The sequence below is a fragment of the Nucisporomicrobium flavum genome (genome assembly GCF_016464385.1).
Classification (GTDB): Bacteria; Actinomycetota; Actinomycetes; order Mycobacteriales; family Micromonosporaceae; genus Actinoplanes; species Actinoplanes flavus_A.
Map to the genome: position 1 here is coordinate 151,343 of NZ_JADMLH010000007.1, position 12,692 is coordinate 164,034.

Annotated in this window: 12 protein-coding genes; 6 read left to right on the forward strand and 6 right to left on the reverse strand. The window is 71.2% G+C overall.

The window, feature by feature from the left end:
- Window positions 1-132: 132 nt before the first annotated feature.
- On the reverse strand, window positions 133-1,071 hold the full coding sequence (locus tag IT780_RS18740; RefSeq protein WP_199512887.1) for a DUF2332 domain-containing protein: 939 nt from the start codon (window positions 1,069-1,071) through the stop codon (window positions 133-135).
- 31 nt (window positions 1,072-1,102) lie between these two features.
- On the opposite strand from IT780_RS18740, the gene IT780_RS18745 reads away from it, so the two are divergent.
- Both IT780_RS18745 and IT780_RS18750 read left to right on the forward strand, forming a co-directional pair.
- Entirely contained in the window at window positions 1,103-2,752 is a 1,650-nt protein-coding gene (locus IT780_RS18745) for a serine/threonine protein kinase (RefSeq protein ID WP_199512888.1), read from the forward strand.
- Window positions 2,753-2,820: 68 nt separating this feature from the next.
- Window positions 2,821-3,387 (forward strand): DUF998 domain-containing protein, encoded by a 567-nt coding sequence (locus IT780_RS18750; protein WP_199512889.1) that lies wholly within the window; start codon window positions 2,821-2,823, stop codon window positions 3,385-3,387.
- 36 nt (window positions 3,388-3,423) lie between these two features.
- Here IT780_RS18750 and IT780_RS18755 read toward each other — a convergent pair whose 3' ends face one another.
- Complete coding sequence (locus IT780_RS18755; protein ID WP_199512890.1) at window positions 3,424-5,079, reverse strand: helix-turn-helix domain-containing protein; 1,656 nt, start codon at window positions 5,077-5,079, stop codon at window positions 3,424-3,426.
- A gap of 274 nt (window positions 5,080-5,353) precedes the next feature.
- Between IT780_RS18755 and IT780_RS18760 the strand changes: the two genes are divergently transcribed.
- On the forward strand, window positions 5,354-6,007 hold the full coding sequence (locus IT780_RS18760; RefSeq protein ID WP_199512891.1) for a hypothetical protein: 654 nt from the start codon (window positions 5,354-5,356) through the stop codon (window positions 6,005-6,007).
- Here the strand turns inward: IT780_RS18760 and IT780_RS18765 are convergent.
- Window positions 5,986-6,660, reverse strand: coding sequence for a TetR/AcrR family transcriptional regulator (locus tag IT780_RS18765; RefSeq protein WP_199512892.1), 675 nt, complete (start codon window positions 6,658-6,660; stop codon window positions 5,986-5,988). The genes IT780_RS18760 and IT780_RS18765 overlap by 22 nt on opposite strands.
- Before the next feature lie 322 nt (window positions 6,661-6,982).
- On the opposite strand from IT780_RS18765, the gene IT780_RS43185 reads away from it, so the two are divergent.
- On the forward strand, window positions 6,983-7,483 hold the full coding sequence (locus IT780_RS43185) for a class I SAM-dependent methyltransferase (protein ID WP_199512893.1): 501 nt from the start codon (window positions 6,983-6,985) through the stop codon (window positions 7,481-7,483).
- Between the two features lie 69 nt (window positions 7,484-7,552).
- Here IT780_RS43185 and IT780_RS18775 read toward each other — a convergent pair whose 3' ends face one another.
- Window positions 7,553-8,017: an anthrone oxygenase family protein gene (locus IT780_RS18775; protein WP_199512894.1), complete on the reverse strand. Its 465-nt coding sequence runs from the start codon at window positions 8,015-8,017 to the stop codon at window positions 7,553-7,555.
- An 80-nt stretch (window positions 8,018-8,097) separates the two neighbouring features.
- On the opposite strand from IT780_RS18775, the gene IT780_RS18780 reads away from it, so the two are divergent.
- Entirely contained in the window at window positions 8,098-9,075 is a 978-nt protein-coding gene (locus IT780_RS18780) for an AraC family transcriptional regulator (protein ID WP_199512895.1), read from the forward strand.
- Window positions 9,076-9,239: 164 nt separating this feature from the next.
- Complete coding sequence (locus IT780_RS18785) at window positions 9,240-9,800, forward strand: hypothetical protein (RefSeq protein WP_199512896.1); 561 nt, start codon at window positions 9,240-9,242, stop codon at window positions 9,798-9,800.
- Between the two features lie 121 nt (window positions 9,801-9,921).
- Here the strand turns inward: IT780_RS18785 and mmsB are convergent, their stop codons facing one another.
- Both mmsB and mmsA read right to left on the reverse strand, forming a co-directional pair.
- On the reverse strand, window positions 9,922-11,172 hold the full coding sequence (gene mmsB / locus IT780_RS18790) for a multiple monosaccharide ABC transporter permease (RefSeq protein WP_199512897.1): 1,251 nt from the start codon (window positions 11,170-11,172) through the stop codon (window positions 9,922-9,924).
- On the reverse strand, window positions 11,169-12,686 hold the full coding sequence (mmsA, locus tag IT780_RS18795; RefSeq protein WP_199512898.1) for a multiple monosaccharide ABC transporter ATP-binding protein: 1,518 nt from the start codon (window positions 12,684-12,686) through the stop codon (window positions 11,169-11,171). Before mmsA ends, mmsB begins: the two co-directional genes overlap by 4 nt.
- Window positions 12,687-12,692: the final 6 nt, after the last annotated feature.

Consider the following 12,692-nt stretch of genomic DNA (forward strand, 5'->3'; position numbering starts at 1 on the left):
CGGCCCCGGAAGCGACGGGTGCGGGCCGATTGCGGGCCGGTCAGGGCCGATTGCGGCCGGTGCGGGCCTGTTGCCAGGTCGCGGACGGCCGAACGGCCCCGGCACTCCGCCAGGACGCTGCCCGCTGACGGCTCACCCGAACCACGTCATGGCCTGCCCGTGCGAACGGGTCCAGGCCAGCGGCGTGCCGTCGAGGGCCAGCACGTTGTGCAGCGACCCGCCGTCCGGCGGCCGCGGCAGGCCGGCGTAACCCATCACGTCCGCCGCCTCGTTCGACACCCAGTGCCCGGGCAGGGCCCGCACCATCTCGGCGAACGCTTCCCGGCGCGGCCGGGGCACGTGGTACAGCACCGAGGTGTGGAACACGACGAGCGTCGCGCCGGCCGGCGCCCGGGCCGCCAGCGCGGGAAGGTCGTCGAGCAGATCGCCGCGGACCAGCACCGGCGGATCGGCCGCGGCGACCGCAGCAGCGGCGCGCAGGCGCTCCCGGCGATGGTCGTGCTCCGGCCAGATGAGCGCGTCGAGCCACGCCACGTCCGCGGGGTCGGTGACGTCGAGCGGGTTGACGTCCAGTCCGGCGCGCCACCCGACCTCGGGGACACTGTCCGGAAGCGGCGTACCCGTGGCCGCGCAGTCGAGCACCGGCGAGCCGTCGCCGACGTGGTGGTCGCCGTAGCGGTAGGCGTACCGGTCGGGATAGAGGCACAGGCCCGCGGAGGCACCCACCTCGAGCAGCGCGAGGGGCGGCGGCAGCGTGGCCAGGACGGGCAGCAGCACGGCACAGCGGCCGGCCTCGTTCGTCTGCGTGATCCGTACGCGGACCTCGGCGGCGATCGCGGGCCAGTGGGTGAGCACATACTCGCGGAACGCGGCGGGGTCCTCCACCGGGCCGCCGTGCAGGCGTACGACGCCGAAGAGCAGGTTGGGCTGCCACTTGTCCGGCGGCAGCGAGCGGACGAGACCGAGCAGCTCGTCGTCCCCCGAGACCGCGCGGGCGAGACGTTCGTAGTGGGGTGAGGTCCCGCGCGCCTCCTGGTCGGCGAAGGCGGCGTAGACATCGGCGACCGTCATCACCCCATCATGCCCGGTAAGATCCGTTTCGATGTCGACACACGCACCGTTACGACCCACCGACCCGCGCCGGCTGGGGGCGTACCGCCTGGAGGGCCGCCTCGGCCAGGGCGGCATGGGCACCGTCTACCTGGGGCGCGACCCGGGCGGCCGGCCGGTGGCCATCAAGGTCGTCAAACCGGAGTACGCCGGCGAGGACGAGTTCCGGGCCCGGTTCCGCAGCGAGGTGAACCGGGCACGGCAGGTCCCGCCGTTCTGCACCGCCGAGCTCCTCGACGCCGACCCCGACCACGAGACGCCGTACCTGGTGGTCGAGTACGTCGACGGCCCCAGCCTGGCCGAGGTCGTCGCCGACCAGGGCCCGCTGACCGGCGGCAACCTCCACAGCGTGGCGGTGGGGGTCGCGACCGCGCTCGCCGCCATCCACGGCGCCGGGGTGATCCACCGGGACCTGAAGCCGAGCAACGTCCTGTTCGCGCTGGGCGCCCCGAAGGTGATCGACTTCGGCATCGCCCGGGCGTTCGAGGCCACCAGCCGGCACACCCGCACCGACCAGATGGTGGGCACGGTCGCGTACATGGCACCGGAACGCTTCGAGGCGGACTCCGCCCGGCTCACCGGCCCGGCCGCGGACGTCTTCGCCTGGGGTGTCGTGGTGGCGTACGCCGGCACCGGCCGTACCCCCTTCGGCGGCGACACGGCGGCGGCGACGGCCGGCGCGATCCTCACCCAGCCGCCGCGGCTGGACGGCCTGCCCGCGCCGCTGCGCGACCTGGTCGCGATGACGCTGGCGAAGGATCCCGCGCTCCGGCCCACCGCGGCGGAGCTGCTCGACATGCTGCTGGCCGCCGACACCCGGGACGCGCCGTCCGCGGCGAGCCTTGCGGGACGGCCGGAGGTGCGGCGCGCCGCCGAAGCCGTTCAGCTGTCCGGCTCGCGGCCCACGGGGGTGGGGTCGCGGCGCTGGGGGCGTACGGCTCCGGCCCTGGCGGCCGCGGCCGTCGTCGCGACCGCGGCCGGCCTGCTGACCCTGACGCCGACGCGCGAGCTGCTGTTCGGCTCGTCGGACGCCGGATCGACGCCGCCCGCTTCCCTCTCGAGCAGCGCTGCGAAGCCGAGCGGGCAGAGGTCGCCCAGCCGCACCGCCCGGCCCGCACGCACCAGCGCGGCGCCGTCGACCGGACCGGCGGACGACGCGGACGTAGTGGTCCCGGCGCCGCGCCCGACCAAGACGGTCCGGGCCTGCCGCACCTCCGACACCAGCCTGACGGTCACGGCACAGAACTTCGGGCCATCGGGTACGCAGAAGGGCCTCGTCTCACTGGTCAACGAGTCGGACACGTCCTGCCGGATCGACGGCCGCGTCACGATCCGCCTCTACAACGCCGCGGATGAGGCGGTGGACGTACCGACGCGGGGCGTGGACGAGCCCGGTGAGGCCGTGGCGATGGTGCTGCGGCCCGGGGGCGGGGCCTTCCAGGGGATCAAGTGGGTGGCCTGCGACAAGAACGACAGCGACTGCCCGGCCGGCAACACGCTGCGCGGCAGCCTCGAGTCGTCGGGCCGCGGGGTGGTCGCCGCCCTGGAGGACTTCCCGGCCGCCGTCGACAGCGACATCACCATGAAGTCGCTGCTGCTCGGCACCCTTCAGCCGAGCCCGCAGGGCACCGTGGCCTGGTGATCTGAGGGCCGGGATCGAGCTTTCTCTCCCTCAGGGCTCTCACAGCGACCAGCGCCTATGGTGCGCCGATGATCGGACGGCGGAGCCTGCTTCGGGGTGGCGTTCTGGCGCCGATCTTGTTTGTTCTGGTATTTCTCATCAACGACGCGCTGAAACCGGGCTACGAGCCGGTTCGGGATTACGTCAGCGAGGCGGCAATCGGTCCGGGCGGCTGGGTCCAGATTGCCAACTTCGCGGGGGCCGGACTTCTGATCACGGCATCGTCATTCGGGCTGTCCCGGACGGTCAGCCGGTGGACCGGCCGCCTGATCCGAGTCTTCGGCGTGTGCCTGATCGCCGCCGGCGTCTTCGTCTCCGATCCCGTACCGCATGACCAGTCAACGTGGCACGGGTCCGTCCACAACGCGGTGTCGATCGTCGCCTTCGGGTCACTGACGCTGGCGTGTTGCACCGCGTCGCGGTGGCGGCCGACATCAAGGTGGCGTTGGGTCTGCATCCTGACGGGCTGCGCAATACCGGTCCTGTTCGTCGTCGCGGGAGGCGTATCCGAGACAGCCGGGTTGTGGCAGCGCCTGACGATCGCGATCGGGTGGTCATGGCTGGCCGTGCTCGGGCTGAGGGCGCTGCACCGGTAGCCGTGAGTGTCGGCCGTACGTGTCCGCCGGGGACCGTCATGATCTGTATCGGACGAGGACCGGCTCCTCGCCGATGGACAGCGGCGAGCCTCCGGCCACCGGCGCCGACGTGCCGTCCAAGCGCTCGACGGAGACCATGTCGGCCGCAGCGGTGAAGCTCGCCGTGCCCTCGTGCGTCCAGAGGATGGTGGCGCGGGTGCGGTGCGTTCCGGCGCCCGGGTCCTTCCGGGCAGCGAGGGTGAACCGGCACTGCCAGGCGTTCGGCGGCAGGTCGATGGCCGGACCGTGGCCGCAGGAGGAGACCCGTGCGCCCGCCAGCCACCGTTGCAGCGTCTCGACGGCCCTTGCCGCCGGCGTGGGGGAACCGCCGTCGACCTGAAGCACGATCGGGACCTTCGCGCCGCCCCAGTTGTACAGGTACATGCGCTCGAGAAAGATGTTCCGCGCCAGCAGACCGACCAGGTAGAAGCGCACCGCGTGGTTGACGGCCGCGGCCTCGTCGAGCCGGCCCTGCAGCGGGATCGTGTACGTCGTCCCGGTGTTCCAGATCCGCGGGTGCACCCCGGCCGCGTGCAGGATCCCGTCCACGGCATCGGTGAGTTGCAGCATCGTCTCGGGTGGATCGGCGGCGCTGCGCTGATGCAGCTTGATGCCGGCGACGTCACAGTGGTCGTACCCGCCCAGCTCGGCGAAGCGGCGCAGCGTCTGCCGGCCCTCGTCGGTCCACAGGTTGCCCATGCCGGGGCAGACCACGGTGGCGTGCGGGTCCGCCCGTTCGATGATCCGGTCGGCGCGGCGGGTCATGTCGACGAGGGTCTCCACGCTGCCGCTGTAGAAGTGGCGGTCGGTGGCGAGCACCCACAGCTCGTACGCCTCGATCCGGCCGGCGTACCGGTGCACCAGGGCGGAGACGAAGGCGTCCCAGCGGGCCGGGTCGTCCGGCGGCGCGGCGCGCGCGTCCTCGGGGTAGGGCGCCCGCGGACCGGCCGGCGCGGCCCAGCCCGGTGTGCCGCCGAGCACGAACAGCACGGGTAGCGACGCGCTCTCCGCTCCCTTGACCTGCCGGTCCAGCGTGGTCCAGTCGAAGCGGCCGGGCTCCGGCTGAAGGGTGGCCCACAGCGTGCCGCTGTCCCACAGCCGCACCGCGCCCACCGTGAACGCGGGCATGTGTCCGGTCGCGCTGTTGATCGTCACCCCGAACAGCGTCGCGGGCACCGGCTCGGCCGGCAGCGTCCAGGTCGGCCCGCTGACCCACTGGGCCGCGGGGGCGCCGGCCGGCTGGTCCGGATCGTTGCCGCCGCGCAGACCGTTCAGGATGACGAGGACGCCGAGCACCATGGTCAGGCCCACGACGGCCGAGGCACGTCGCGGCCGCTGCCACAGGGGTCGCGCCTGGCCTACGCCCGTGTCTCCGGGTTTCGCATCGGGAGCGTGCGCCGTCTCGGTGCACGCCACCGCCCGGGACCACAGCACGAAGAGCCCTTCGAGCTCGGGTCGGCTCGCACCGGTGGCCCGGCCGATCCGTTCGACGGTGCCGAAGTCGGCCGGGGTGCAGCTGCCCGCGCAGTACCGGTGGATCGCCGACTTGCTCAGGTGGGTGCGGCTGCCGAGCGCCTGGTAGCTGAGGCCGGCGTGTTCCTTGAGCCGGGTCAGCCTCCGTCCGAGCTCCGCACGTGGATCACTCGCCGCCATCGCTCGCCCCCGATCGATGATGCGCGGTTGTCTCGTCCCAGCGTCGCACCCATTCATCGGTGCCACTGTCCCCTTGCGGACTGCGCCGCGCGCACGGGGCCGGGACGGTGTCCCGGACCGTCGCGTTCCCGCTGGTCAGAACCGGGTTTTCGTCCCAGCGTCCCGTGGTCCGGCGGGAGCCTTGTGCGGCCTTCGGCGCGCGCCGCACCGTGGATCCAGGCCGGTGCCCGGTGGCACCGAAAATCATCGAGGGGGAACGATGGAAAGAAAGCCGATGCGATGGCGGAACGGCCGCGGCATCGCCGGGGTCCTCGCCACGCTGACCGCCGTGGCGGCGCTCGTGGTGCTGCCTCAGAGCAGCGCGGCGCAGGCGAGCCCGGACAGCGGCCGCGCGGGCAAGGTGGACGTCTCCGCCCGTGCTCTCAGCAAGAGCCACGCCCTGTCCGCCGCGGGTGCGACCTTCGCGGCCCAGGGACGGACGTCGGGGCTGACCGCCGGTCAGGCCGATGCCCTGCAGGCCAAGGCCGACAAGTACCTGGCCGCGCTCGGCAGCGACGCCACCCAGGTGGGCCCGGACAAGATCACGGTCGGCGGCAACGTGCTGCTGCTGGCCGTACCGGGTGAGGCACACCCGCGCGGGCTGTCGTCCACGGCCGACGCGCGGATGGCCATCCCGTGCCCGTACACGTACTTCTGCGCGTACAGCGCCCAGTGGTTCACCGGCGACGCCTTCCTGCTGGAGGACTGCAACGTCGGCGCCCTGATCCCGTGGTTCACCACCGGCTCCTGGAAGAACAACCAGACCTCCGGGACACAGCCGTGGCTCTACTTCGCGGACGGCCAGGCTCCGTGGCACATGCCCGGTGCGTACGCCGAACAGGCCTCGGGCGTGGGCTGGTCCCCGGTCTACTCCATCGATCCCTGCTGAACCGCGGACGACCGGTGCCGGGACTCGTCGCGTACGGGTCCCGGCACCGGCACGCCGCAGAGCCGGAGCGCGCTCTCGGAGAAGACGGCGTACGCCTGATCGGCGTCCAGACGTCCGGCGGCGACCTGGTCGGCGGCGGTGTGGGCCAGCCCGACGACGGCGACAGCCAGCCACCCGGACGGCAGGGCGGTCGCGAAGTCGCCGGTGTCCTGCCCGCGCCGGATGATGCCCTCGAGGTGGTCCGTGCCGGCCGCGTGGGCGGCTTCGCTGCCGGGCGGGGTCCGGGCGAGGGCCGTCGTGAGCAGGTACGGATAGCGGCGGATGAGCTGCCAGCCGATGTCGAGATACCGGCGCAGGGCGGTGACCGGCGGGTCGGTGTCGAGCCGCGCGGCGTCGATCGCCTCGACGGTCTCGGCGCCCGCGGCGTCGATCAGCGCCGTGATCAGCGCGTCGCGCGAGGCGAAGTGGGCGTAAACGGTCTGGCGGGTGACGCCGGCCGCCTGGGCGATCTCCTCCATGCTGGCGTCGGGCTGGTGGCCGAGCAGCGTGCGGGCCGCGGTGAGGATGGCGTCGATGCTGCGCCGGGCGTCGGACCGGCGGCGACGGGTCTCGGGCGCGTCGTTCATCACCGGGCAGGCTACCCGCTTCACCATCCTTGACATGATGTAAGACTTCGCGAATGCTGACAGCGTGTAAGAGCTGAGCCACGAAAAGGAGTCCCGGCATGACCGACACGACCCCACGCGGCCGCCCGTTCTACGGCATCGACGCGCCACCCATCCCGGCGCTGCTCGGCGCGGCGGGGATCGCCTCCGCCGTCGCTGCCACCAGCCGGCGAACCGGCCGGACCGCCCTGGCCGTCGCCGGCGCGGTGCTGCTCGCCGGCACCGGCATCTATCTCCACACCACGCTGCGCGGCAAGCTCCGTGCCTGGGACGCGATCCTGGACCGGGCCGCCTCAACGGCGACGAGCAGGTGCTGGACCTGGGCTGCGGGCGCGGCGCGGTCCTCATCGCGGCGGCGCGTCGGCTCCCGCAAGGACGAGCCGTGGGTGTGGACCTGTGGTCGGCGGACCAGAGCGGCAACCGCCCCGAAGCCACCCTCGCCAACGCGGCGGCCGCGGGGGTCGCCGATCGGATCGAAGTACGCAGCGGCGACATGACAGCGCTGCCCTTCCCCGACAACTCGTTCGACGTCGTGACCAGCGCCATGGCCATCCACAACATCCCGTCGGCGCAGGGGCGGCGCCGCGCGCTGGACGAGGCGATCCGGGTGCTCCGCCCGGGCGGCCGGCTGCTCATCGCCGACCCCTCACCTTTCGTACGCAGGTATGCCACGCACCTGGGGCAGGGCACGCTGCGCGCGCTCGGGCCCGGGTACTGGTACAGCGGCCCCTGGGTCGCCGTGAGCCTCCTGCAGGTCGTCAAACAGGGCGCCATCGAGCACGAACCCGTCGACGCACAGGGCCGTCGGTAGTGGTTGGCGATCACATTCCGCTCGGCACCAGATCGGCTCTCGCGGCATGCCATGGCGGCCATGGGCAGGTCAAGGGCGGCGGAGGGCGCCGATCAGCAGGGCCGCGCTTCCGGCCAGGCAGAGGATGGTCCGGGCGTGGTTGGCCAGGTCCCAGCCCGCCAGGAACTCCGACCAGGTGACCGTGCCGGCGTCCAGGCGGTTGTTCAGCGGCACGTTGACCGCTGACGTGACGCCCAGCGCTCCCACGAGCGTCAAGATCGCCCCCAGCACCAACCACCCGGCGCCGGGCTGGGACCACGTGACGAGCGCCCGGACGATCACTACCGCGCACAGCGCCGAGACGCCGAAGAGGGCGATCATCAGAGGCGGGCGCTGGGCCGTGACGTTGATCGAGCGCATTGCCGCCGCGCCGCCCGCGTCCGGCAACCGGCGCAGGCCGCTCATCACGAAGGCGGAGAACGCGAAGAACACGCCGGCGAGCAGCCCGGCGCCGACGGTGGTGGCTGCGGTGAGGACATCCCAGGAACGACTCATGACCCCATGTCATCGCAGCCGGCCGAGATGATCCATGCGGCAGGCCCGCGGGAGCATGCGCGAGCGTCTATGCTGCGCCGATGGACCCCGTCAGCGGCCTGCTCGACCCGCGGGCACGGGGAGCCTTCATCCTGCGCTCGGTGCTGTCGGCGCCGTGGTCGATACGGATCGAGGACCGGGCTCCGCTCACGCTGGTGGCTGTGGTCCGGGGCTCCGCGTCCATCGGCGCGGGCTCGGCAACCACGGAGCTCGTGCCGGGAGACGTCGCGGTCGTGCGGGGGCCGGCCCCGTACACGGTGGCCGATTCCGCCACGACGGCGCCGCAGGTGGCGATCGGGCCGGACCAGGTGTGCCGGCCGATCCCCGGCGTGACCGGGGCCCGGCCGGTGGGGCCGCTCGGGCTGCGGTCGTGGGGAAACGATCCGGACGGCGACACGGTCCTGCTCACCGGGACGTACCACTCACCGGCGGAGATCAGCCGGTCGCTGCTGTCGGCCCTGCCCGGCCTGGTCGTGCTGCGCCCCGGCGAGTGGGACTCCGGCCTGCTCGACCATGTCATGGACGAGGTGGATCGCGACCTGCCCGGCCAGGACGTCGTCCTGGACCGGCTGCTCGACCTGGTCCTGATCACCGCGGTCCGGACGTGGCTCGCGAAGCCGGACGCGCACCCGCCACGCTGGTACACCGCCCAGGACGACCCGATCGTGGGCGTCGCCCTGAGCGGCATCCACGCCCGGCCGGACCACGCCTGGACGGTCGCCTCCCTGGCCGCGGAGGCCCGCTGCTCGCGCGCGTTGCTGGCGCGGCGCTTCACCGAGCTCGTTGGCGTACCGCCGATGACGTACCTGACCGAATGGGGCCTGTCCTGCGCGGCCGACATGCTCCTGCGCAGCGACGCGACCCTGGAGACCATCGCGCGCGAGGTGGGGTACGCGAGTCCGTTCGCGCTGAGCGCCGCTTTCAAGCGGGTCCGAGGAGTGTCCCCGCGCACGCTGCGCAGCGAAGCAGCCGGACCTGACGGGGTCCATCAACCGGTGAATGGCCGCTACACGCGTTGACGGCGCCGGACGCCAGGAAAGAATGTTCGCGAATTCTTGCTGCCAAGTACGACGCTCAATGATCGACGCAGCGGCGAACCGGCGCGGCGTGCGCGATCCCCGGACATTGAAGGGCGGCGATACGCTCGAGCGCGGGTGAGCTGGTGCACGGGAGGATCATCGCCATGGCGTGGGTCAGCACGAACAAAGACATTCTCAGTCTCCTGATCGCTCTTCTGGCGATCCTGGTGTCACTCTCCACTGCCTTGATCAATCTGCGGAATCTCCGGACGAGCAGCTTCATCGCGATCCAGAAGGAGATGCTCCACAGTGAGATGCAGCGCGGCCGGCTGCTGGTGTACCGGGCACTCGCGACGGGAGACACACCACCGCGCGACTCCGAGGAGGAATATCTCATGGTCAGAGCCTTGGCGGTATTCGACCAGCTCGGGATGCTGTCGCGCCAAGGGATCGTGCCCCGCAGATGGGTGCTTCGATTCTGGCACGCGCGTCTTCAGCTGTTGAAACACGGCTTCGGAATGGAGCCGGACCCCAGCCGTCCTTACATCCTTCAGGGAAGGCCTGACCTGCAGTACCTCATTGACCGGGCAGAGCGTTACCAATGCGCCGACACCTGTTGCGCGGGTGGCCGAAGAGAGAGCCGGCTGAGGGCGCCGCAGAGAATGCGCCGCGGCGATCAGATCGGCCCGGCAGACGTCGAGTGGAGTCCCGCGGAAGGGGCTTGATGGCATCGGCCGGTGGACGGACACGCGAGAGGGTGGCGGCCGCCCGGCGGGGCGGCCACCACCCTCTCATCCCCTTTTCACCCTCCGGCCGGCGCCGCTTGCGCGGTGCCGGCGCGGACACTCAGCGGGAGGCGCCGGAGCGGCGCTTGGTCCAGACGTCGAAGGCCACCGCGGCCAGCAGGACCGCTCCCTTGACGAGCATGACCTGCTCGCTGGGGGCGCCGATCAGGCTCATGCCGTTGTTGATGACACCCATGATCAGACCGCCGGTGATCGCGCCGACGACCTTGCCGACGCCGCCCTGCACCGCCGCGCCGCCGATGAAGGCCGCCGCGATGGCGTCGAGCTCGAACGCGTTGCCCGCGGTCGGGTTGGCCTGGTTGAGCCGGCCGGCGAAGATGATGCCGGCGAGCGCGGACAGGACGCCCATGTTGACGAACAGCCAGAAGACGACGCTCTTGACCTTGACGCCGGAGAGCGTGGCGGCCTGCAGGTTGCCGCCGACGGCGTAGATCTGGCGGCCGAAGACCGCCTTGTTCGTCATCACCGAGTAGCCGATCACCAGTGCCGCCAGCAGCACCAGCACCCACGGCAGGTTGCGGAACCGGGCCAGCTGGATGATCACGAACATCAGGATCACCGCGGCGATCGCGATCTTCGCGATGAACAGCGGCAGCGGCTCGACCGCCTGCAGGTAGTGCTGGCGGGCCGCCCGGGTACGCCACTGGGTGTAGACGATGGCGGCGACGGCGAGCAGGCCGACCAGGATGCTGAAGAAGTCGGCGCCGCCGAGCGCGCCCAGGCCGATGTTGCCGAGGTAGCCGTCGGTGAAGCCGTTGGCCAGCGTCCGGACCTCGTCCGGGAACGGGCCGATGCCCCGGTTGCCCAGGATCATCAGGGTGACCGCCCGGAACAGCAGCATGCCGGCCAGCGTGACGATGAACGCCGGGATGCCGAAGTACGCGATCCAGTAACCCTGCCAGGCGCCGATGACCCCGCCGAAGATCAGCGTGACGATCAGCGCGATGGGCCAGGGCACGTCCCAGTTGACCATCATGACCGCGGCGAACGCGCCGGTCGCCGCCACCACCGAGCCGACCGAGAGGTCGATGTGCCCGGCGATGATCACCATGATCATGCCGATCGCCAGGATCAGGATGTACGAGTTCTGCACCACGATGTTGCTGATGTTCTGCGGCGCGAGCATGTCGCCGCCGGTCAGCACCGTGAAGAGCAGCACGATCAGCGCGAACGCGATGTAGATGCCGCTCTGCCGCAGGTTGAAGTTGAACCGCCGCGGCGAGTCGCCCGGCTCGGACGCCGAGGGCGTACCGAGCGCGAGGTCGGCGTTGGTGGGTGCCACGCTGGTCACCGCGCGACCTCCTGTCCGATGGTCATGAGGGTCATGAGGCCCTCCTGGGTGGCGTCGGCGCGGGACACCTCACCGGTGATCCGTCCCTCCGACAGGGTGTAGATACGGTCGCAGAGACCGAGCAGTTCGGGCAGCTCGCTCGAGATCACGAGCACGCCCTTACCCTCGTCGGCGAGGCGGTTGATGATCGTGTAGATCTCGTACTTGGCGCCCACGTCGATGCCGCGGGTGGGTTCGTCGAGGATCAGCACGTCCGGATCGGTGAAGATCCACTTCGACAGCACGACCTTCTGCTGGTTGCCGCCGGAGAGCTTGCCGGTGACGCTCGCGACGCTGGGCGCCTTGATGTTCATCGACTGCCGGTACTCGTCGGCGACCTTGAACTCCTCGTTGTCGTCGACCCAGCCGCTCTTCGCGATCTTGCGCAGACCCGCCGCGGACACGTTGCGCTTGATGTCCTCGATCAGGTTCAGGCCGTAGCGCTTGCGGTCCTCCGTCGCGTACGCGATGCCGTGGTCGATGGCCTCGCGCACGGACCGCAGGTGGACCTCCTTGCCGTCCTTGAAGACCCGCCCGGAGATGTTCACGCCGTACGAGCGGCCGAACACGCTCATGGCCAGCTCGGTACGGCCGGCGCCCATCAGCCCGGCCAGCCCGACGATCTCGCCCCGGCGCACGTTGAGGTTGGCCTCGCGGACGACGACCCGCCCGTGCTGGGTGGGGCTGTGCACCGTCCAGTCCTCGATGCGCAGCACCTCCTCGCCGACGTGCGACTCGTGCGGCGGGAACCGGTGGTCCAGGTCGCGGCCCACCATGCCCGAGATGATCTTGTCCTCGGTGACCTCGTCGTCGACGATGCTCATCGTCTTGATGGTGCGGCCGTCGCGCAGGATCGTGACCCGGTCCGCGATGGCCATCACCTCGTTGAGCTTGTGCGAGATGATCACGCAGGTGATGCCCTCGTCCCGCAGCCCGCGCAGCAGGTCGAGCAGGTGCTCGGAGTCCTCGTCGTTGAGCGCCGCGGTGGGCTCGTCGAGGATGAGCAGCCGCACCTCCTTGGAGAGCGCCTTGGCGATCTCCACGAGCTGCTGCTTGCCGACGCCCAGGTCGATCACCTGGGTGGTCGGGTTCTCCCGCAGCCCGACGCGGCGCAGCAGGTCCGCCGCCGCCGCGTTCGTCTTGTTCCAGTCGATGAAACCCCGGCTGGCCCGCTCGTTGCCGAGGAAGATGTTCTCGGCGATCGACAGGTTGGACGCGAGCGCCAGCTCCTGGTGGATGATGACGATGCCGCGGCTCTCACTGTCGCGGATGCCGGAGAACCGGCACGGCTCGCCGGCGAAGATGATCTCTCCGTCGTACGAGCCGTGCGGGTACACGCCCGACAGCACCTTCATCAGCGTGGACTTGCCGGCGCCGTTCTCCCCGCAGATCGCGTGGATCTCTCCCTGGCGCACGTCCAGCGTGACGTCCTGCAGGGCCTTGACGCCGGGGAACGTCTTGGTGATGCCCTGCATGTGAAG